Consider the following 20,431-nt stretch of genomic DNA (forward strand, 5'->3'; position numbering starts at 1 on the left):
AAAGCTGGCAGAATCACGGATCACCAGGGTCGACAGTGTCGACCGCCATTCATACGGAGGTGGTGCCATGCCCGGCCCGATCCAGTCGCTGGAGCGCGCGGCGGCCATCCTGCGGCTGCTGGCCGGCGGCGAGCGCCGCCTCGGGCTGTCCGACGTGGCGGCCTCATTGGGACTGGCCAAGGCGACGGCGCACGGCATCCTCCGGACGCTGCAGCAGGAGGGCTTCGTCGAGCAGGACCCGGACAGCGGCAAGTACCAGCTGGGCGCGGAACTGCTGCGGCTCGGCCAGAGCTACCTGGACGTGCACGAGCTGCGCGCCCGCGCGCTGATCTGGGCCGACGACCTGGCCCGCGCCACCGGCGAGTCGGTGTACCTCGGCGTGCTGCACCAGCGCGGCGTGCTGATCGTGCACCATGTGTTCCGGCCCGACGACGCGCGCCAGGTGCTGGACGTCGGCGGCATGCAGCCGCTGCACAGCACCGCGCTGGGGAAGGTGCTGGTGGCCCACGACCCGGTCGCCCGCGCCGAGTTGCAGGCGAGCGAGCGGGAGGCGTTCACCCCGCGCACGCTGACCGACCTGGACGCCATCGACGCGGAGAGCGCGCTGACCCGCGAGCGGGGCTGGGGCGCCGCCGTCGAGGAGACCTGGACCGGGCTGGCCTCGGTCGCCGCGCTGATCCAGGACCGGCGGCAGAACCCGGTAGGAGCGGTGGCCGTGCACGGACCGGTCGAGCGGATCTGCGAGGCCGGCGCGATCCGGCCGGAACTGGCGATCGCCGTACGCCAGGCCGCCCGCTCGATCTCCCGCGACCTGGGCGCGCCGCGGTTCTGATCGGCGCGGATGGCCGGCCTGGACAGATGTGCTTGACGGACCCGCGACCGGCGGAATAGCTTTCGCATGATGGTCGACATTGTCGAACGATGGTCGATCTCATCCGCCCCTGATGCCAACGAGGACCCCATGACCAGTACCGGCCAGTACATCGTCGCGATCGACCAGGGCACCACGTCCAGCCGCTGCATCGTCTTCGACGCGGACGGCCGGATCGTGGCGGTCGAGCAGCAGGAGCACCGGCAGATCTTCCCGCAGCCGGGCTGGGTCGAGCACGACGCGACGGAAATCTGGACCCGGGTGCGGTCGGTGGTCACCGAGGCGCTGGGCCGGGCCGAGCTGACCCGGGACGACATCCATGCGATCGGGATCACCAACCAGCGTGAGACCACCGTGCTGTGGGACCGGCACACCGGCCTGCCGGTGCACCACGCGATCGTCTGGCAGGACACCCGCACCGAGGCGCTGTGCCGCGAACTGGGCCGCAACGTCGGCAAGGACCGCTTCCGCCGGGAGACCGGGCTCCCGCTGGCCAGCTACTTCGCCGCGCCCAAGATCCGCTGGCTGCTGGACCGCGTCGAGGGGCTGCGGGAGCGGGCCGAGGCCGGGGACATCCTGTTCGGCACCATGGACACCTGGGTGATCTGGAACCTCACCGGCGGGGTGGACGGCGGGGTGCACGTCACGGACGTCACCAACGCCTCGCGCACCCTGCTGATGAACCTCCACACCCTGGAGTGGGACGCGAGGATCCTGGAGTCGCTGGACATCCCGGCCGCGATCCTGCCGGAGATCCGCTCCTCCGCCGAGGTCTACGGACACGCCGTGGGCGAGCTGGCCGGGGTGCCGGTGGCCGCCGCGCTGGGCGACCAGCAGGCCGCGCTGTTCGGACAGACCTGCTTCGACGCGGGCGAGGCCAAGAGCACCTACGGCACCGGGACCTTCCTGCTGCTCAACACCGGTGAGAAGGCCGTCAACTCGTACCACGGCATGCTCACCACCGTCGGCTACCGGATCGGCGAGCAGAAGCCGGTCTACGCCCTGGAGGGCTCGATCGCCGTCACCGGGTCGCTGGTGCAGTGGCTGCGCGACCAGCTCGGCGTCATCTCCACCGCCGCCGAGATCGAGACCCTGGCCGAGACCGTGCAGGACAACGGCGGCGCGTACATCGTCCCCGCGTTCTCCGGGCTGTTCGCGCCTTACTGGCGCGACGACGCCCGCGGCGTGATCACCGGCCTGACCCGCTACGTGACCAAGGGCCACCTGGCCCGAGCCGTGCTGGAAGCCACCGCCTGGCAGACCCGCGAGGTCGTCGACGCGATGGCCAGGGACTCCGCGGTCACCCTCACCTCGCTCAGGGTCGACGGCGGCATGACCAGCAACAACCTGCTGATGCAGACCATTGCCGACGTCCTGGACGTCCCGGTCGAACGCCCCCTCGTCGCCGAGACCACCGCGCTCGGCGCCGCCTACGCCGCCGGACTCGCCACCGGATTCTGGCCCGACCTGGACACCCTCCGCGGCAACTGGCACCGCGCCGCGGAGTGGAGCCCGCGGATGGACCGGGAGACCAGGGAGCGCGAACACCGCAACTGGCTCAAGGCCGTCGAACGCACCCTGGGCTGGGTCGACCAGGACGGGCCGGAGGCCTGACCCCCGCTCATTCCTGACACGTGTTCCTGACACGTGTTCCTGACACGTGCTTGCCGCACCTCTTTTTTGACGCACCCCGAGGAAGCCTGATGAAGTCCGTCCCGACCCTGGGCGCCAACCACAGCGCCAGCCGTTCGCAGACCCGGCAGCTGCTCACCGACGCCAGCTACGACCTGCTGGTGATCGGCGGTGGGATCCTCGGCACCGCCACCGCCTGGACCGCGGCCCAATCCGGGCTGCGGGTCGCCATGGTGGACGCCGGCGACTTCGCCGGCGCGACCTCCAGCGCCTCGTCCAAGCTGGTCCACGGCGGGCTGCGCTACCTGCAGACCGGGGCGGTCAAACTGGTCGCGGAGAACCACAAGGAGCGTCGCGCGCTGGCGACCGACGTCGCCCCGCACCTGGTCAACCCGCTGACCTTCTTCGTGCCCGTCTACAAGGGCGGTCCGCACGGGGCCGCCAAGCTCGGGGCCGGGGTCTTCCTCTACTCGGCGCTGTCCGCGTTCCGCGACGGCATGGGCCGGGTGTCCACCCCCGCACACGCGTTGCAGCAGGTGCCCGCGCTGCGGTCGGAGGGGCTGCGGTCGGTCGCGGTCTACGGCGACCACCAGATGAACGACTCCCGGGTCGCGGTGATGACGGTGCGCGCGGCCGTGGACTCCGGCGCGGTGGTGCTGAACCACGCCGAGGTGACCGGGCTGCGCTTCACCGGCCACCGGGTGACCGGCGCGGAGCTGCGGGACCGGCTCGACGGAACCGAGTTCGGCGTCAGCGCCCGGCTGGTGCTCAACGCCACCGGGCCGTGGGTGGACCACCTGCGCGCCATGGAGGACCCGGGGGCGGCCCCCAGCATCCGGCTGTCCAAGGGCGCCCACGTCGTGCTGCGGCGCAAGGCGCCGTGGCGGGCCGCGCTGACCATACCGATCGACAAGTACCGGGTGTCCTTCGCCATCCCGTGGGAGGACCACGTCCTGCTGGGGACCACCGACGAGGAGTACACCGGCGACCCGGACGACGTGCGGGCCACCGACGCGGACGTCGACCAGATCCTCGACGAGGCCGGACACGCCGTCAGCGACCAGCACCTGGACCGCGACCTGGTCACCTACTCCTTCGCCGGGCTGCGGGTGCTGCCCGGCGGCCCCGGGCAGACCGCCGAGGCGAAGCGCGAGACGGTGGTCACCGAGGGCCGCGGCGGGATGCTGTCCGTCGCGGGCGGCAAGTGGACCACCTACCGGCACATCGGACGGATCGTCCTGGAGAAGCTCGCCAAGGTCGGCGGGACGGGCCTGTCCGAGGACATCTCGGTGATCCCGAGGACCGTCCCGCTCCCCGGCGTCGCCAGCCCCGACGCGGTCGCCCACCGGCTGCTGGTGGACCGCGAGCCGGGCAGCAGGATGGACCCGCTGGTCGCCCGCAACCTGGCCACCCACTACGGCACGCTGTCCTTCGAGATCGCCCGGCTGATCGACGAGGACCCCGACCTCGGCCGCCCGCTGCACCAGGACGGCCCCGACGTCTGGGCCCAGGTCGCCTACGCGGCGGACCGGGAGTGGGCCCACACCGCCGACGACGTCCTGCGCCGCCGCACCACGACGGTCGTCCGCGGCCTCGACACCCCGCAGCTCCGCGCCGAGGTCGAGGCCTTCCTGGCGGGGAGGGTCCGGGACTGACGTTCCGACGACCGCTGTTCCTGACGCGCTACCGTCAGCGGGCTGCTTCGGAATCCGGTCACGTCCGTCCCGTCACGTCCCTTGCCAAGCCCCGCTAGCCACGCCAGCTTTGGATGTGTACCCGTCAGAAGCGGGCGCCGCAACCAGGAGAGGGCCGCAGATGCCGCACAGGACTTCACGTGTACTGGCCACCGGGGCGGCCTGCCTCACCCTGCTCCTGAGCGGCGCGGGCGTCGCATCGGCGGGCGTCCCGAGCGCGGGCACGGGGGCAGGCACTGCGTGTTCGGGCACGGTCCGGATCACCGCCTTCGCGTTCCAGCCGCCCGAGGCGGCCCCCGGCGGGTCCTCCACCGCGACGCTGACCGCCAAGAACTGCACCGCGACCAGCCAGACCGTCTCCGAGACCTGGTACGGACGCTTCTCCGGCCCGACCACCGGCATCCCGACCGGCTGCCCGGTCCTGGACCCCTTCCTCCGCCCGGTCACCCTGGCCCCGCACGCCAAGGCGACCACGTCCACCGGCTACAACGTCCCCACCGGCTGCACCGCCACCCAACTCGCCGTCACCGTCAGCATCACCAACGCAACCGGCACCGTACTGGCCCAGCAGACAGCCGACCTCCTCATCGACTGACGGCCCGCCCGGTTCCCCCGGTCAGCGGCGGACGCGGGGCATGCCGAGGCCGATCCAGGAGATGATCTCGCGTTGGATCTCGTTGTTGCCGCCGCCGAAGGTGAAGATGACGGAGCTGCGGTAGCCGCGTTCAAGGTTGCCCTGGAGCACTGAGCCGGACGAGCCCTCCTTCAGCGGGCCCGCCGCGCCGACCACCTCCATCAGCCAGGAGTACGCGTCGCGGCGGGCCTCGCTGCCGTAGACCTTGACCGCGGAGGCGTCCTGCGGGGTCAGCACGTCGCGCTGGACCGCGTCCACCATCTGCCAGTTGAGCAGTTTCATGGCGTCCAGCCGGGTGTGCGTGCGGGCCAGCCGCTGCCGCACCCAGGGCAGGTCGATCACCCGCTTGCCGCCGCTCAACTCGGTCTCGCGGGCCCACTGCTGGACCTCGGCCAAGGCGCGGTTGGCCATCGTGGTGTGCGCGGCCAGGGTGACCCGCTCGTGGTTGAGCTGGTTGGTGATCAGCCGCCAGCCGTGGTTCTCGGCGCCGACCAGGCGGCTGACCGGGACCCGGATGTCCTGGTAGTAGCTGGCGGTGGTGTCGTGCCCTGCCAGGGTCCGGATGATGGTGGTGGAGTAGCCGGGGTCGGTGGTGTCGACCAGCAGCATGCTGATGCCCTTGTGCGCGGGGGCGTCCGGATCGGTGCGGACGGCGAGCCAGACCCAGTCGGCGGTGTCGCCGTTGGTGGTCCAGATCTTCTGGCCGTTGACCACGTACGCGTCGCCGTCGCGGACCGCCCGGGTCTTCAGCGCGGCGAGGTCGGTGCCCGCGTCCGGCTCGGAGTAGCCGATGGCGATGTCCAGTTCCCCGGCCAGGATCCGGGGCAGGAAGTACTCCTTCTGCTCGTCGGTGCCGAACTTCATGATCGAGGGGCCGACCGTGTTCAGCGCCATGATCGGCAGCGGGACCCCGGCCTGGGCGGCCTCGTCGAAGAAGACGAACTGGTCCACCGGGCTCATCCCCCGGCCGCCGTACTCGACCGGCCAGCCGACGCCGAGCCAGCGGTCCGCGCCCAGGCGGCGGTTGACCTCGCGGTAGAAGGTCTTCTGCCGCTTCGGGTCGTTCAGCCGCCCGTGCGCCTCCGGCGGCATCAGTTCGGCGAAGTAGGCGCGGAGTTCGGCGCGGAGCCGCTGCTGCTCGGGGGTGTAGTCGAGGTGCATCGCGGTCTCCTCGGGTCGGCACGGGTCGGCACGGTCTGCGGACCGGCCGCCACGGTAGAACACGTTCTAGAAGAAGGGAAGGCACACGCCGGGGCAAGGCCGCGTCCGCGCGGCGCGGCGGGCGCGGCGGCCCCGCGGTCCTAGGTTGGTGGAATGCGGGGCACACCGTACGCGCACGGTGCGGCGGGCACCGTACGCACACGGTCGGGTACGGAGGGCAGGGAGCGGCGGGTATGAGTGGCGAGGCACGGGTGATGGCGTTGCGGCCGGAGTCGGAGGAGCCCGGGGAGGACGTGGCGGTGGTGCCTGCCGCACGGTCCCTGCGGGTGCTGCCGCTGGCCGGTCTCGACCGGGTCGGCGTGGTGCTGGTGTCGCACAGCGCGCGGGTCGCCCAGGCTGTCGCGGAACTGGCCGTGGAACTGCTGGGGACCGGCGACCCGGCCCCGCTGGCCACCGCGGGCGGCGACGGCGACGGCGGGGTCGGCACCAGCATCGCGCTGGTACTGGCCGCGGCGAAGCAGGCCGACCAGGGGATGGGCGTCGCGGTGGTCGCCGACCTGGGCAGCGCGGTGACCGCGGTGCAGGTGGTGCTGGCGTCGGCCGAGGCCAACGGACTGCCCTTCCCGGTACGGCTCGCTGACGCACCGTTCCTGGAGGGCGCGGTCGCCGCCGTGGCCACGGCTTCGGCGGGCGGCGACCTGGCCGCGGTGATCGAGGCGGCGGAGGACGGGTACGTGGTCCGCAAGCTCTGAGCGAGCGGGCTGAGGGGGGTAGTGCGGGCTCGGCGAGGGCTCAGCGGGGAGCGGCAGGCCTGGCGGGGGCGGCGGGCCTGGCGGGGGCCGTGGGCTCGGCGGGGGCCGTGGGCTCGGCGGGCGTTGTGGGCTCGGCGGGCGTTGTGGGCTCGGCCGGGGGCTGGGTCAGGTGGAAGTGGGCTTCCGGGTTGCCGCTGAGTGCGTGGTGGAGTCGGTGCAGCATGGACGGGCCCAGGCCTTCCGGCAGCGCGTCCAGGGGGAACCAGCCGACCTCGACCGACTCGTCGTCGTTGACCCGGGCCTCGCCGCCGACCGCGCGGCAGAGGAAGGTCAGCTCCAGGTACTGCGCCTGATCGCCGTTGACGTGCACGACCGGCGCGGAGACCGACACCCCGGTCAGCCGCTCCGGGACCACCCGGACCCCGGTCTCCTCCTCGCACTCCCGGACCGCGGCGTCGGCGGGCTGCTCGCCCGGGTCGATGATCCCGGTGATCAGGGTCCACCGGCCGTTGTCGGCACGGCGACCGAGCAGCACCCTGCCGTCGCCGTCCAGGACGACGGCGGTGATGCCGGACATCCACAGCGGGCCTTGGCCGATGGCGATGCGCAGCTCGCGCACGAACTCAGGAATGGGCATGGCCCGAGACTAACCACGCCCGGCGCTGACTGACGGTCATGAACGGGGCGGCGGCGCCGGGCGGCGGGGGCCGAGTGGCGGCAGGTGGTGGGGTGGCGGGTGGCGGCGCCGGGTGGCGAGGCGGCGGGACGCCGGGGCGGCAGCGGTAGGGCGGCGGGCGCTGGGGTGGCGGGCACCGGGCGGCTGGGTGGCGGTGGCGAGGGCCCCCAGGGCAGGTGTCATGGACAGCGAATCTTTGTGCGGGGCGGAGCCAAGTCGCCGTTGGCGGTCTACCGTTGGGCTCGCCCGCGCAGGGACGGCCCACTCGCCGCCGTACGGCCGGGGGCGCTGCGTTGGGGGGTGCCATGAGGGCCGTCGGCATGTCGTCGTCCGCTCCGGTCCAGCTCGCCGTTCCGGAGCCGGGCACCGAGAGCGCCGCCGCGGACGTGATCGGAGCCCTGCTGCTGGCAGGCTGCGCCGGTTGGACCCTGTTCACCGCCGCCGGACGCGACACCCACCCGGAGGGCGTCCTGCTGGGACTCCTCGCGGTCGCCGCCGGTTACGCGGGCGGACGCGTCGCCGGAGCCGTCCGCCCGGTCGGCGCGCCCGCCGCGGCGGCGCTGACCGTCGGCGCGCTGGCGCTGCTGCTCCCGCGCGGCCTCTCCGGCGACCCGTCCGCTCCCCCGCTGCACGCCATGGACGCGGACGGCGCACTGCTGGCCCTCGCCGTCGGCATGGCCTGCTGCGCCGCACACGCAGCACGCGGACGCCTGCGGCTGCTGCTCGCGGCCCTCGCCTTCGGGATCAGCGCCGAGGCACTGGCGACGGGCTCGGTGGCGGACGTGCTCGCCTGCGGCGGCGCCCTGGTGGTGGCGGGGGCCGCCGCACGCGCCCGGCGGCGGCTGCCGATCCTGCTGCTGCTGGCGCTGTGCGCGGGGTTGGCGGCCGGGGCGCCGCTGCTGCTGGCCCGTGCCGACACCCGCGCCGACGCCGACACCGGCGCGAGTGCCGACGGTCCGGTGAACGCGCTGAGCGGAGCGACCCCGCTCGCCGACCAGCGCGCGGCGCTGTGGCACGACGCCGTCCACGAGGCAGTCGGGGCACCACTGCGCGGGGTCGGACCCGGCCGGTTCGCCGAACTGAGCCCGGCCGCACAGGAGTCGGCGACGCCCGGTGGGGCCTCCTCGGCGGCGCTGCAGGCCGCGGCGGAGGAGGGGGTGCCGGGGGTGTGCCTGCTGGCCGCGTCGTTCGGCTGGATGCTGTGGACGCTGCGGCGTTCGCCGTCGTCCACCGCGGTGGTGCTCACCGCGGCGGGCGCGCTCACCGCGCTCGCCGCGGAGGCGGCGGTGAGCCCGGTGCTGAGCTGTCCGGGGATCACGGCGGGGGCCGGACTGCTGGTGGGGACGGCCGCGGCCCGGCCGGTGGCCCGGACCCGGGTGACGTCGTACACGGAACCACCCGGGCCCGGCGCCCAGCAGCGGAGCGACGACTGCGGAGGCGGAGGCGGGGAACGAAGCGAGTACCGGAGTACGGCCCGGAGCCGGGACGGTGACGGAGAGTCGGACCAGGACGAGGGTTGCGGCCGGGACGGGAGCCACGGCCAGGACGAGGGTTGTGGCCGGGACGGGAGTCGGGACCGCGGGAGGAGCAGGACCGGGGTGGACAGCGCTGGACGAGGTGGCCGAGCTGAACGAGGTGGCCGAACAGTCCAAAGCCGACCCCGTCGACGCGAAGCCGCCGGATAGCCGGGCCCCGCCCCCCGGCCCCGAACGCCCCTACCGCACCGCACCCGCACCCGAACCCGCGCCCATTCCCATTCCCGTTAGACCCCCAGGTCCTCGCGCACCCAGTCGGCGAGGATCTTGGCGCAGGCGTCCACCGAGTCCCGCCAGGTCGCCGCCGCGCCCTGGGTCGCCTCGTCGCTGACGTGCTTGACCAGCCGTACCGGCACCCCCGCCGCGCGCGCCGCGCTGGCCACCGCGTAGCCCTCCATGTCGACCAGGTGCGCCCGTTCGGCCAGCCGGGCCTTTGCTGACTCCTCCGCGACGAACAGGTCACCGGTCGCCAGCACCAGCCCCTCCCCCGCGCCGTCCGGCAGCTCCAGCGGCAGCGGTGCGCCGAAGACCTCCCCGGTGAGGGTCCGCAGCAGGTCGGTGTCCAGGTCGTGCTGCAGCACCGTGCCGATCCGGTGCGTGGTCCCGGTCAGGCCGGGGCGCAGCGCCCCGGCCGTCCCCAGGTTGACCACCTCGGACGGGTGCGGGCCGCGGGCCAGTACGGCGGCGAGCGCGGTGCTCGCGTTGACCTTGCCCATGCCGGTGAGCAGGACCGGGAGCTCCGGGCCGAGGTACGCCGCCTCCTCGGCGACGGCCACGACGAGCAGCGGACGGGCGGGGGTGATCTCTCCGATGAGGCGCATACGGCCATCGTAGGGGCGGGTCGGCAGCGGGCCGGAACGCGGCGGCGGACGGCCCGCGGGATCCGTCGGGGCGTCAGCGGCACGGGGTAGGTTGGCAGGTGAACGACTTGCCGGCACCACGTCGAGGAGACTCCCGGATGAGCACGCACGAGCAGCAGTGGAACGACGTCGACAGCTACTTCAGCGACACCCTCGGTCTGGCCGACCCGGCCCTGGAGGCCGCGCTCAAGGCCAGTGACGCCGCCGGGCTGCCGCAGATCGCCGTGTCCGCGACACAGGGCCGGCTGCTGCAACTCCTGGCCGGGATCCACGGCGCCCGCCGGATCCTGGAGATCGGCACGCTGGGCGGCTACTCCACCATCTGCCTCGCCCGCGCGCTGCCCGAGGACGGACGGCTGGTGTCGCTGGAGTACGACCCGAAGCACGCCGAGGTCGCCCGGGGCAACATCGCCGCGGCCGGTCTTGCGGACAAGGTCGAGGTCCGGGTCGGCCCGGCGCTGGACAGCCTGCCGCTGCTGCAGAGCGAGGGCGTCGGCCCGTTCGACCTGGCCTTCATCGACGCGGACAAGGTCAACAACCCGCACTACGTCCGCTGGGCGCTGGAGCTGTCCCGGCCCGGCACGGTGATCATCGTCGACAACGTGGTCCGCGACGGCAAGGTGGCGGACGCCGCGAGCCAGGAGCCGTCGGTGCTCGGAACCCGCGCCGCGCTGGAGTACATCGCCGCCGAACCCCGGCTGACCGGCACCGCGATCCAGACCGTCGGTGCCAAGGGCTACGACGGCTTCGCCCTGGCCGTGGTGACCTCGTAGCGTCAGCACACCTCGTAGCGTCAGCACACCTCGTAGCGCCAGGACACCTCGTAGCGCCAGGGAACACCGGACACACGTCAGCCGCCGATGCTGAACGCGCCGTCGGGCGGGGCCGGGGACGGCGCCGCGGTGGCGTCGGTGACCGGGCGGGCCCGGCCGACCAGCAGGTCGAGCCGGTCGCCGTGGACCACCCTGGCCGGGAAGGCGTCGGCCGCAGTGCGGCGGGCCAGCTCGGCGACCGGGAACGGGCTCCGTCCGGCCAGCAGCACCAGGTTGCCGTAGCGGCGACCGCGCAGCACCGACGGCTCGGCGACCGCGCAGACCTCGGGGAACACCGCGCGCAGACCGGCCAGTTGCGAGCGGGCGAAGTCCAGCGGCGCCGCGTCGGCCAGGTTCGCCGCGTAGAGGCCGTCCGGGCGCAGCACCCGGGCGGCCTCGCGGACGAACTCCACCGAGGTCAGCTGGGCCGGGATCCGCGAGCCGCCGAAGACGTCGGCGACGATCAGGTCGGCGTCCGCGTCCGGGGTGGCCGCGAGCGCGGCGCGGGCGTCCGCGGCCTCGACCCGGATGCCGTGGGCGGGCGGCGTCCAGGGCAGGTGTTCGCGGACCAGGGTGGTCAGCGCGGCGTCGAGTTCGACCACCCGCTGGCGCGAGCCCGGACGGGTGGCGGCGAGGTAGCGGGGCAGGGTCAGCGCGCCACCGCCGAGGTGCAGTGCGTCCAGCGGCTGCCCGGAGAGGCCGACCAGGTCGACGGCGTGGGCGAGTCGCTGCACGTACTCGAACTCGAGGAACAGCGGGTCGTCCAGGTCGACGTAGGACTGCGGCGCGCCGTCCAGGGTGAGCAGCCAGCCCCGGGGACGGTCCAGGTCGGGCAGCAGCCGGGCGGTGCCGAGGTCGACCCGCCGCTCGACCGGCCGCGGATCGGCGGCCCCGGCGGCCACGGCCGCCTGTTCAGCGGCTGGAGGGTCGGTGCGGCCTGGCTCGGTCATGTGGTCATTCTGACGGGAACCGGAAGCGCGCGGAAACGCCTCCGAAACTTGCCCGTGAAACCCGTACAACCTTCTCCCCCGGGCGCGGGTCTTCCTTACGTCTTGAGTGACAAGCGCGCCGGTACTCCCTCGACCGGCCGCTCGGCGCGACGGAAGGGAAGTCCGTGCGACAGCCGAACCTCGCCACCATGCCCAGGCCGGTCGAGCGCCTCGGAACGGAGCGGCCGCGGGGCCGCGCCGCGAGGCGGCTCGCCGTGCTCACCTTCCCCGGCGCCGGGGATCCGTCGGTGTTCCGGGCCCAGGTGGACCGGCTGGTCCGCACCGCGAGCCCGGTCTCGCTGCCCCAGGTCCAGGAGGCGCTGCAGACCGGCGCGCCGCTGCCGCCGCACGCGGTGCTGGTCAGCTTCGAGCACGGGCACCGCAGCGCGGTGACCACGGCGCTGCCGGTGCTGGCCGCGCGCGGCGTCCCCGGGGTCGCCTTCGTGGTGGCCGGTCTGGTGGACACCGAGCGGCCGTACTGGTGGCAGGAGGCCGAGTTCCTGGTCCAGCAGGGCGGACGGGCCCGCAACCTGTCCGTGCGGGCCCCTGAGGGGGTCGCCGCGGCGCTGGCGGCGCTGCCGGACCCGGACCGCCGGAGCTGCCTGGAGGAGCTGCGGGTGACCGCGCGGAAGGCCGCCCCGGGACGGCCGCAGCTGACCGCGGAGGACCTGCGGGCGCTGCGCGACGGCGGGGTGGAGATCGGCAACCACACCTACGGCGACGCCCGGCTGCCGCACTGCGACGACTACGTCGTCCGCGAGGAGGTCGTCGGCGCGCACGAGCGGCTGTCCCGGCTGTCCGGGGCGGAGCCCGACGCGTTCGCCCACCCGGGCGGGGTGGCCGACCCGCGGGCCGAGGCGCTGTTGCGCGGCCTCGGCTACCGCAGCGCCTTCCTCGGCGACGGACACACCTTCGACCTGCGGCCGACCGCGGCGTCCCGGCCCAACCCGCTGCGGATCAGCCGGCTGTCGGTGAACGGACGCACCTCACGCGGCCTCTTCGACGCCGTCCTCTCCGGCTGGAGCCCGACCGTGCGGAGGCTGCGCAGCGCGGTCACCTGCCGCGAGGCCTGACCCCCAACGCGCAGCCGACGGGGACCGCGGGCTTCAGACCCGGGCCGCGGCGGTGAGCAGCGTGCGCCCCTCGGGGTAGTGCAGGACGACCGGGTCCAACGGTTCGGTTCGGCCGCTGCGCAGCACCAGCAGCGATCCGGTACCGGTCGTGGCGACGGCGGACGGGTCCGCCCGGCGCAGGGCCTGTCCGGCCACGGCGTGGGCCGACCCGTGCAGGGCCGGCTCCTCGGGGCCCCGGCCGAGCGCGGCCCTGATCCGGTCGTGCAGCAGTTCGTAGTGGGTGCAGCCGAGCACCAGCGCCCTGATGCCGCCGGGCGTCAGCGCCGCCGCCGCGGCCACCGCCGCGTCGACGGCCGCCTCGTCCGCGCGCTCGACCGCGTCGGCCAGGCCGGGGCAGGGGATCTCGGCGACCTCCACCCCGTCCGCGAAGTCGCGGATCAGCCCGCGCTGGTAGGCGCTGCCGGTGGTGGCCGGGGTCGCCCAGATGGCGACCGGGCCGCCGCCCGCCGCCGCGGGCTTGATCGCCGGGACGGTGCCGATCACCGGGATGCCCGGCTCCAGCTCGGCCCGGATCGCGTCCAGCGCGTGCACCGAGGCGGTGTTGCAGGCGACGATCAGCGCGGCCGGACGGTGCGCGGCGGCGGCGCGGGCGCAGGCGAGCGCGTGCTCGGCGACGTCGTCGGGGGTGCGCGGACCCCACGGCATCCCGTCCGGGTCGGTGGACAGCACCAGGTCCGCGTCCGGACGCAGGGCGCGCAGCGCGGCGGTGGCGGCGAGCAGCCCGATCCCGGAGTCGATGAGTGCGATCTTCACAACCACCGACCCTATCCGAAGCCCGTCCGGACCCGCCGCCGGAACCCGGTGCGGCATACTCGCGCAGGTGACCGTACTGATGTGGGTGGCTCTGGCGTCCCTGCTGGCCTGGCTGTGGCTGACGTTCCTTCAGGGCGGCTTCTGGCGGACCGACCTCCGGCTGCCGCCGCGCCCGGAGACGGCCCGGCGGCCCACCGTGGCGATCATCGTCCCGGCCCGGGACGAGGCCGAGGTGCTGCCGCTGAGCCTGCCGTCGCTGCTGGCGCAGGAGTACCCGGGGCAGGCCCGGGTGATCCTGGTCGACGACAACAGCAGCGACGGGACCGGCGAGCTGGCCCGCGAGCTGGGCCTGGCCCCGGGCTCGCTGCCGCTCACGGTCAGCACGCCCGGCGAGCCGCCGGAGGGCTGGACCGGCAAGCTCTGGGCGCTGCGGCACGGCGTCGAGCTGGCCGGGGACGCCGAGTACCTGCTGCTCACCGACGCGGACATCGCGCACGCCCGGTCCTCGCTGGACAGCCTGGTCGCCGCCGCGGTCGGCACCCCCGAACGCTGCTACGACCTGGTCTCGCAGATGGCCCGGCTGCGCACGGAGACCCGCTGGGAGCGGCTGATCGTCCCGGCCTTCGTCTACTTCTTCGCCCAGCTCTACCCGTTCCGCTGGAGCAACAGGCCGGGCTCGCGGACCGCCGCCGCGGCCGGCGGCTGCACCCTGGTCCGGCGCGAGGCGCTGGAGCGGGCGGGCGGGATCGCGGCGATCCGCGGCGCGGTGATCGACGACGTCAACCTGGCGCGGGCGGTGAAGCGCGGCGGCGGCCGGACCTGGCTGGGCCTGGCCGACCAGGTGGACAGCGTCCGCCCGTACCCGGAGCTGTCGCAGCTGTGGCGGATGGTCTCGCGCAGCGCCTACGCGCAGCTCAAGCACTCGGTGCTGCTGCTGGTCGGCACGGTGCTGGGGCTGGCCCTGGTCTACCTGGTGCCGCCGGTGCTGCTGCTGGTCGGCCTGGTCGCCGGGGACGGAAGGCTGGCGGGCACCGCGGGGGCCGCCTGGGCGCTGATGGCGGCCACCTACGTGCCGATGCTGCGCTACTACCGGCAGCCCCCGGCCGCCGCGCTGCTGCTGCCGTTCACGGCCGGGCTGTACCTGCTGATGACGGTCGACTCGGCGGTCCAGCACTGGCGCGGACGCGGCGCGGCCTGGAAGGGCCGCACCTACCCCGCGCCGCCGACTCCGTCGAAGGTCGGCAGCCCGAGGTAGCCGCTGCGGGGTCAGTTCAGAGCGCCACGCCGAGCAGCGCGTCCACGGTCCGGGAGATGACGCCGGGGGCGCCGGTGTCGTCGCCGCCCTGCGCGTCCTGCTTCGCGGCCCAGGCGTCGATGACGGCGAGGGCGCGCGGCGCGTCCAGGTCGTCGGCGAGGGCGGCGCGGACCTCGGCCAGCGCCTCCGCCGCGTCGGGGCCGTCCGGACGGGAGACCGCGGCCCGCCAGCGCTCCAGCCGGTGCTGGGCGCGGAGCAGGTCGGCGTCGGTCCACTCCCAGTCGGAGCGGTAGTGGTGGCCGAGCAGCGCCAGCCGGATCACCGCCGGCTCCACGCCCTGCTGCCGCAGCTTGGAGACGAACACCAGGTTGCCGCGCGACTTGGACATCTTCTCGCCGTTCAGCCCGACCATCCCGGCGTGGACGTAGGCGCGGGCGAACGGGTGGACCTTGGTCAGCACCTGGGCGTGCGAGGCGCCCATCTCGTGGTGCGGGAAGGCCAGGTCGCTGCCGCCGCCCTGGACGTCGAACTCCATGCCCAGGTGCTCCAGCGCGATGGCCACGCACTCGATGTGCCAGCCGGGACGGCCGCGGCCGATCTCGGCGTCCCAGGCGGGCTCGTCCGGACGGGCGGCGAGCCACAGCAGCGGGTCCAGCCGGTGCTTCTTGCCGGGGCGGTCCGGGTCGCCGCCGCGCTCGGCGAAGAAGCGCAGCATCTGCTCGGTGTCGAGCCGGGAGACCTCGCCGAAGTGCGGGTCGGACTCGACCGAGAAGTAGACGTCGCCGTCCAGCTCGTAGGCCGCACCGGACGCCAGCAGTTCCTTGATCAGCGGAATGATGGAGGGTATGGCCTCGACCGCGCCGACGTAGTGCGCGGGCGGCAGCATCCGCAGCGCCGTCATGTCCTCGCGGAACAGCGCGGTCTCACGCTCGGCCAGCTCGGTCCAGTCCTGGCCGGTGGCGGTGGCCCGCTCCAGCAGCGGGTCGTCCACGTCGGTGACGTTCTGGACGTAGACCACGTCGTGGCCGGCGTCCCGCCAGACCCGCTGGATCAGGTCGAAGGCGTTGTAGGTGGCCGCGTGCCCGAGGTGGGTGGCGTCGTAGGGGGTGATCCCGCACACGTAGAGCCGGGCGGTGGGGCCCGGCTCCGTGGTCCGCACACAGCCTCTGGAGGTGTCGAAGATACGCAGGGGACTCCCCTGGCCGGGGAGTGCGGGGACGTCGGTGGCGGGCCAGGCATACATACGGATGACTCTAACCGGACATGGTTGATCTTCGCACCAGTGCCTCCCGCGGCAGCGCCTCCCGGAGCAGCCGGGCCGCTCAGGCCGGGCGGGCGATGCTGGGACCCTGCCAGGGGTCGGGCTGCCCCGCGGCGGCGGCCAGCGCCTCCGGGGGCAGCAGCGCGGCGAACCAGGCCAGCTGGTCCACCAGTTCGAGCATGGCCGCCGGGGGGCGGTGCTCCGGGGCGAACGCGATCACCGTCCGCCCGTCCATCCGCCAGTCGAGGCCCAGCGCCCGGGTCCGGCCGAGCACCTCGGGGGTGAACACCGCAGCGGCGGCCCCCGGGTCCGACGAGTAGCCGCGCAGCCCGGTCCACAGCGGTCCGCAGCCGGCCCGGTCGTAGCTGCGGCCGGGGCCCGGCGGCCACCCGGGCGGCAGCGCGTCGTGGCCCGGCTGCAGCAGCAGGTGCGGCAACGGCCGCGGGAACACCACCGCGGCGGCCGTCCAGCGCGTCACCACCGGGGGCGGGGGCGGGGCCTGGACCGGGCCCTGGGGCGGACCCTGCGGCGGGTACCGGAAGGTGCTGGTGAAGTGGAACACCTCGGCCTGCGCCCCGCCCGGCAGCGGGCCGTACATCAGGTCCTGGAAGGACGGTCCCGGATCGCTGAACGGGCTCTGGTAGCGGTAGCGCCGGGCCAGGTCGGCTCCCGAGGGCGCCGGGACCCCCTGCCAGCCGGGCCGCGAGGCCGCCGCGGCGGTCAGCGCCCGCTGCGGAGCGCGCTGCCTGCCCCGCGCCACCAGCGCGATCACGACCGCGGCCAGCACCAGCAGGACGAACAGCAGCACCGGCAGGGCCATCGCCGGGGTCAGCACCCGAACACCCCTGCAGCGCACCACTTCTGACGCGTCATCCGTCCACCCCTTTGCCTGCCGTCTGCGTCCCCGCCGTCCGCGTCCTGCCGCTCGGCGTTGCGCGATGATGCCATATCCCGCCCCCACCACGGCACCTGTCCGACCGTCAGTATCTGTCCGACCGTCAGATCGGCGGCCAGGGAACGGCGGGCCACTCCCCGGAGGGGACCGGGTGGGTGCCTGCCTTGAGCAGCCCGTCCACCCGGAGCCGCAGCGCGTCGATCTCGGCCGGAGTCAGCAGCGGCGCCAGCTCGCCCGCGAGCGCCCCGCCGTCCCGCCCCAGTCCGGCCGCGAGCCGCTCCAGGACGTCCGCCGCCTCGCCGGTCAGCGGTTCGCCGGCCCAGCCCCAGAGCAGGGTGCGCAGCTTCCCGGGGACGGCGAAGGTGACCCCGTGGTCGATCCCGTAGAGCCGGCCGTCCACCGCGGGCAACAGGTGGCCGCCCTTGCGGTCGCCGTTGTTGATCACGGCGTCCAGCACTGACAGCCGACGCAGCCGCAGGTCATCGGCGTGGACCAGCAGCGCGGTCCCGCCCCCGCCCGCCCGTCGCCCGCCGCCGCCCCGGTCGGAGTCGCTGCGCTCCGCGCCGCCCAGCTCCACCCGGGCGACGGGCCGCCAGCCCGGCTCGGCCTCCTCGACCTCCTGCAGCGCCAGCAGCTGCGCGTCCGGGTCGGCCTCGACCCAGATCTGGCACATGCCCTCGCCGAACGGCCCCTCGCGCAGCGCCGTCGGCGGCACCAGGCCCCAGCCGGTCGCGGCCGAGACCAGGTAGGACGCCACCTCGCGGCCCGCCAGCGTGCCGTCGGGGAAGTCCCAGAGCGGGCGCTCGCCGCGGACCGGCTTGTAGACGCAGACCGCCTCGTCCCGGCCGTCGCTGACGGTGCAGTAGAAGACGCCGTTGGACGCCTCGGTGAGCTGCCCGTGGATCCGCAGCTCGCCGTCACGGAGCAGGGCCAGGGCGCGCACCGGGTCGGCGGCGAGGGCCGCCGAGGCGACCGGGTCGGCCTCCGGCGGCTCCGAAGGCTCCGGCAGGTCGCGCTGCTGCTCCGACTGCCCTTCCGAGGTGCTGCTCAGCGCCGGTATCCGTTCTGACGCGGGCACACATGGCCCTGGGGGTCGAGCGGGAGGCTGCAGAACGGGCACGGGGGCCGTCCGGCCGAGACCAGTTCCAGCGCCCGCTTGGCGAAGACCCGGGCCATCGCGCCGCTGAGGCGGACCCGCAGCATCGGCGGGCCGTTCTCGTCGTCCTCGAACAGCTCCTGCTCGTCGGGGTCGCCGTCCGGGTCCACCTCGATCAGCGCCTGGGCCTCGACGATCAGCCGGTCGATGGACTCGTCCCAGGCCAGGGCCATGGTGCCGACCCGGAACTCCTCCTCCACCGGCTGGTCGAGCGGCGCGCTGTCGATCAGCTCGGCCGGTGCCACGGCGGGGACGGCGGTGCTGCCGCCGCTGCGCCGGACCACCTCGTCGAGCAGTTCCTCGACGCGTTCGGCCAGTGCGGCGACCTGGGTTTTCTCCAGGAGCACGCTGGTCACTCGGCCGCGCGCGCTGGCCTGCAGGTAGAAGGCACGGGAACCGGGCTCGCCGACCGTACCGGCCACGAATCGCTCGGGCGGGTCATAGAAGAACACCTGGCGGGGCACGGGGCTGCTCCAGATCTGGACGTCGCTGTTCGAGTCAACCCTACCTACGCCTCAGCGGACACCGGTGTCTCCCCCGATCACCGCGTCCCCCGGATCACCGTCGGCCGCCCCGTCCGCGGCCTTCTCCCCGGCCGGGCGCGGCGCGAAACCGGACAGGTCGCCGGTGTCGCCGAGGCGCAGCAGGAACGGCCGGGTCGGGGTGTAGCGGATGGCGGTGACCGAGCAGGGCTCGACCGAGATCCGCTGGAAGTGGTCCAGGTGCAGGCCGAGCGCGTCCGCGACGACCGCCTTGATCACGTCGCCGTGGCTGCAGGCCAGCCAGACCGCGTCGGCGCCGTGCTCGCGCTCGATCTCGGCGTCCCACTCGCGGATGCTCGTCACCGCGCGGTGGCTCATCTCCTGCATGGACTCGCCCTCGGGACCGGGGAAGACCACGGCGGAGGGGTGCGCCTGCACCGTCTTCCACAGCGGCTCGGCGGCCAGCTCGGCCAGCGGACGCCCGGTCCAGTCGCCGTAGCGGCACTCGCCGAGCCGCTCGTCGAGCCGCTTGACCAGCTCCGGACGCGCCTCCAGCAGCGGGGCGACGGTCTGCCGGCAGCGGTCCAGCGGACTGCTGACCAGGCCCGCCAGCGGCACCCCGGCCAGCCGTTCGGCCAGCGCCTTGGCCTGCTGCTCCCCGTGCGGGTCCAGGTCCACCCCGGGACTCCAGCCGGCGAGGATCCCGGAGGAGTTTGCGGTGGAACGGCCGTGTCGGACGAGCAGCAGGGTCGGCATGGCACCAGCCTACGACGCCGCCCCGCGACCCCGTCCCACAGCCCCGTCCAGCCCCGTCGTCCTCCAGCCCGCCGTCCTACAGCCCCGTCAGGCCGCAGGTCCGCCGTGCGCTGCCCGGTAGCGCGACGGGGGTGTCCCGTAGCGGCCGACGAAGGCCTGGCGGAGCGTCTCGGCGGTGCCGAAGCCGCACTGTGCGGCCACGCTCGCCACGGTCAGCGAGGTGGACGTCAGGAGGTGGGCGGCGGCCTCGGTGCGCGCGTCGCGGACGAACCGGCCCGGCGGCTTGCCGAGGTCCTCGATGAACAGGCGGGTGAGTTGGCGTTCACTCACCCCCGCGCGGTCGGCCAGCGCGGTCGCGGTCAGATCACCGTCCAGGTGCCCGGCGATGTGCTCGACCGCCCGCCCGACCAGTCCGTTCCTGGGCGCCGGGGTGGCTGTGAACATGCTCATCTGCGCCTGGTTGCCCGGCCGTTGCAGATAGGTGACCAGGCCGCGGGCCACCGCGCGGGCCAGCTCCGCGCCGTGGTCCTCCTCGATGAAGGCCAGGGTCAGGTCCAGGGCACTGGTGACGCCCGCCGCGGTGGACACGTTGCCGTCGCGGATGTAGATCGGCCCGGGATCCACGGTGACCTCCGGGTAGCCGGAGGCCAGCCGCCCGGCGTAGCGCCAGTGCGTCGTGGCGCGTCTGCCGTCGAGCAGACCGGCGGCGGCCAGGACGGTCGCCCCCGTGCACACCGAGGCCACTCTGCGGCTCTCCCTGGCCAGGCGCCGGACATGGCCGACGATGCGCGGGTTCGCCGCCGCGGCCTCGTGGCCGAACCCTCCCGAGACGACCAGCGTGTCCAGCGGCCCCCCGGTCCGTTCCAGGGACCGCTGGCCCTGCAGCGCCAGCCCCGAGTCGCAGCCGATGGCGCGGCCTCCCGGGGTGGCCACGGCCACGGTGTAGGCGGGGCTCGCGCCGAGCCGGTTGGCGGTGGCCAGGCTCGTCGTCACGCAGGCGATGTCCAGCAGCTCCGCCCCGTCGTATCCGACGAGCACCACCACGCGTTCTTCCACACGTTCCTCCACGACCACGACCCTATGTCGGAATGACGTGTATCCCAAGAATTCCGACCTGCTCGCCG

20 protein-coding genes are annotated in these 20,431 nt (G+C 74.2%); 9 read left to right on the forward strand and 11 right to left on the reverse strand.

The genetic code is table 11. The features are described from left to right. The first annotated feature begins 67 nt into the window (after nucleotides 1–67). From ACEZDE_RS19745 to ACEZDE_RS19760, 4 genes are all read left to right on the forward strand, one after another. Nucleotides 68–832 (forward strand): IclR family transcriptional regulator, encoded by a 765-nt coding sequence (locus ACEZDE_RS19745; protein ID WP_380537639.1) that lies wholly within the window; start codon nucleotides 68–70, stop codon nucleotides 830–832. 129 nt (nucleotides 833–961) lie between these two features. Continuing rightward, entirely contained in the window at nucleotides 962–2,485 is a 1,524-nt protein-coding gene (gene glpK / locus ACEZDE_RS19750; RefSeq protein ID WP_380537640.1) for a glycerol kinase GlpK, read from the forward strand. Between the two features lie 89 nt (nucleotides 2,486–2,574). After that, nucleotides 2,575–4,158 (forward strand): glycerol-3-phosphate dehydrogenase/oxidase, encoded by a 1,584-nt coding sequence (locus tag ACEZDE_RS19755; protein ID WP_380537641.1) that lies wholly within the window; start codon nucleotides 2,575–2,577, stop codon nucleotides 4,156–4,158. A gap of 160 nt (nucleotides 4,159–4,318) precedes the next feature. After that, complete coding sequence (locus tag ACEZDE_RS19760) at nucleotides 4,319–4,792, forward strand: hypothetical protein (protein WP_380537642.1); 474 nt, start codon at nucleotides 4,319–4,321, stop codon at nucleotides 4,790–4,792. 21 nt (nucleotides 4,793–4,813) lie between these two features. On the opposite strand, the gene ACEZDE_RS19765 is transcribed toward ACEZDE_RS19760, so the two are convergent. Continuing rightward, the gene (locus ACEZDE_RS19765) at nucleotides 4,814–5,992 is read right to left on the reverse strand and encodes an acyl-CoA dehydrogenase family protein (protein ID WP_380537643.1); all 1,179 of its coding nucleotides are present in this window, start codon (nucleotides 5,990–5,992) and stop codon (nucleotides 4,814–4,816) included. A gap of 233 nt (nucleotides 5,993–6,225) precedes the next feature. Here ACEZDE_RS19765 and ACEZDE_RS19770 point away from each other — a divergent pair, with 233 nt between their 5' ends. After that, nucleotides 6,226–6,744 carry a PTS-dependent dihydroxyacetone kinase phosphotransferase subunit DhaM gene (locus tag ACEZDE_RS19770; protein ID WP_380537644.1) on the forward strand — a complete coding sequence of 173 codons (519 nt, stop codon included), beginning with the start codon at nucleotides 6,226–6,228 and terminating at the stop codon, nucleotides 6,742–6,744. 40 nt (nucleotides 6,745–6,784) lie between these two features. Here ACEZDE_RS19770 and ACEZDE_RS19775 read toward each other — a convergent pair whose 3' ends face one another. Continuing rightward, nucleotides 6,785–7,381 (reverse strand): NUDIX hydrolase, encoded by a 597-nt coding sequence (locus ACEZDE_RS19775; protein WP_380537645.1) that lies wholly within the window; start codon nucleotides 7,379–7,381, stop codon nucleotides 6,785–6,787. A 359-nt stretch (nucleotides 7,382–7,740) separates the two neighbouring features. Between ACEZDE_RS19775 and ACEZDE_RS19780 the strand changes: the two genes are divergently transcribed. Next, nucleotides 7,741–9,105, forward strand: coding sequence for an O-antigen ligase family protein (locus tag ACEZDE_RS19780; RefSeq protein WP_380537646.1), 1,365 nt, complete (start codon nucleotides 7,741–7,743; stop codon nucleotides 9,103–9,105). Nucleotides 9,106–9,182: 77 nt separating this feature from the next. Here the strand turns inward: ACEZDE_RS19780 and ACEZDE_RS19785 are convergent, their stop codons facing one another. Continuing rightward, complete coding sequence (locus ACEZDE_RS19785; RefSeq protein WP_380537647.1) at nucleotides 9,183–9,776, reverse strand: nucleosidase; 594 nt, start codon at nucleotides 9,774–9,776, stop codon at nucleotides 9,183–9,185. 137 nt (nucleotides 9,777–9,913) lie between these two features. On the opposite strand from ACEZDE_RS19785, the gene ACEZDE_RS19790 reads away from it, so the two are divergent. Continuing rightward, complete coding sequence (locus tag ACEZDE_RS19790) at nucleotides 9,914–10,588, forward strand: O-methyltransferase (RefSeq protein ID WP_380537648.1); 675 nt, start codon at nucleotides 9,914–9,916, stop codon at nucleotides 10,586–10,588. Between the two features lie 77 nt (nucleotides 10,589–10,665). Here ACEZDE_RS19790 and ACEZDE_RS19795 read toward each other — a convergent pair whose 3' ends face one another. Beyond that, nucleotides 10,666–11,577: a spermidine synthase gene (locus ACEZDE_RS19795; RefSeq protein WP_380537649.1), complete on the reverse strand. Its 912-nt coding sequence runs from the start codon at nucleotides 11,575–11,577 to the stop codon at nucleotides 10,666–10,668. 164 nt (nucleotides 11,578–11,741) lie between these two features. Between ACEZDE_RS19795 and ACEZDE_RS19800 the strand changes: the two genes are divergently transcribed. Further along, nucleotides 11,742–12,689 (forward strand): polysaccharide deacetylase family protein, encoded by a 948-nt coding sequence (locus tag ACEZDE_RS19800; protein ID WP_380537650.1) that lies wholly within the window; start codon nucleotides 11,742–11,744, stop codon nucleotides 12,687–12,689. Between the two features lie 33 nt (nucleotides 12,690–12,722). Here the strand turns inward: ACEZDE_RS19800 and ACEZDE_RS19805 are convergent, their stop codons facing one another. Beyond that, nucleotides 12,723–13,502, reverse strand: coding sequence for a glutamate racemase (locus ACEZDE_RS19805; protein WP_380537651.1), 780 nt, complete (start codon nucleotides 13,500–13,502; stop codon nucleotides 12,723–12,725). Between the two features lie 67 nt (nucleotides 13,503–13,569). On the opposite strand from ACEZDE_RS19805, the gene ACEZDE_RS19810 reads away from it, so the two are divergent. Next, nucleotides 13,570–14,757: a glycosyltransferase gene (locus ACEZDE_RS19810; protein WP_380537652.1), complete on the forward strand. Its 1,188-nt coding sequence runs from the start codon at nucleotides 13,570–13,572 to the stop codon at nucleotides 14,755–14,757. A gap of 16 nt (nucleotides 14,758–14,773) precedes the next feature. On the opposite strand, the gene mshC is transcribed toward ACEZDE_RS19810, so the two are convergent. The 6 genes from mshC to ACEZDE_RS19840 form a co-directional block, all read right to left on the reverse strand. Continuing rightward, nucleotides 14,774–16,000: a cysteine--1-D-myo-inosityl 2-amino-2-deoxy-alpha-D-glucopyranoside ligase gene (gene mshC / locus ACEZDE_RS19815; RefSeq protein WP_380537653.1), complete on the reverse strand. Its 1,227-nt coding sequence runs from the start codon at nucleotides 15,998–16,000 to the stop codon at nucleotides 14,774–14,776. 79 nt (nucleotides 16,001–16,079) lie between these two features. After that, entirely contained in the window at nucleotides 16,080–16,853 is a 774-nt protein-coding gene (locus ACEZDE_RS19820) for a hypothetical protein (protein WP_380537654.1), read from the reverse strand. A 163-nt stretch (nucleotides 16,854–17,016) separates the two neighbouring features. Beyond that, a complete protein-coding gene (locus tag ACEZDE_RS19825; protein ID WP_380537753.1) occupies nucleotides 17,017–17,856 on the reverse strand; it encodes an SCO1664 family protein in 840 nt (279 codons plus the stop codon). 104 nt (nucleotides 17,857–17,960) lie between these two features. After that, entirely contained in the window at nucleotides 17,961–18,533 is a 573-nt protein-coding gene (locus ACEZDE_RS19830; protein WP_380537655.1) for a DUF3090 domain-containing protein, read from the reverse strand. 51 nt (nucleotides 18,534–18,584) lie between these two features. Next, a complete protein-coding gene (locus ACEZDE_RS19835; RefSeq protein WP_380537656.1) occupies nucleotides 18,585–19,307 on the reverse strand; it encodes a histidine phosphatase family protein in 723 nt (240 codons plus the stop codon). 87 nt (nucleotides 19,308–19,394) lie between these two features. After that, nucleotides 19,395–20,363, reverse strand: coding sequence for a GlxA family transcriptional regulator (locus ACEZDE_RS19840; protein WP_449341709.1), 969 nt, complete (start codon nucleotides 20,361–20,363; stop codon nucleotides 19,395–19,397). Between the last annotated feature and the right edge of the window lie 68 nt (nucleotides 20,364–20,431).

Origin of the sequence: Streptacidiphilus cavernicola, from assembly GCF_042510955.1 — a bacterium.
In the GTDB taxonomy this organism is placed as follows: domain Bacteria; phylum Actinomycetota; class Actinomycetes; order Streptomycetales; family Streptomycetaceae; genus Streptacidiphilus; species Streptacidiphilus cavernicola.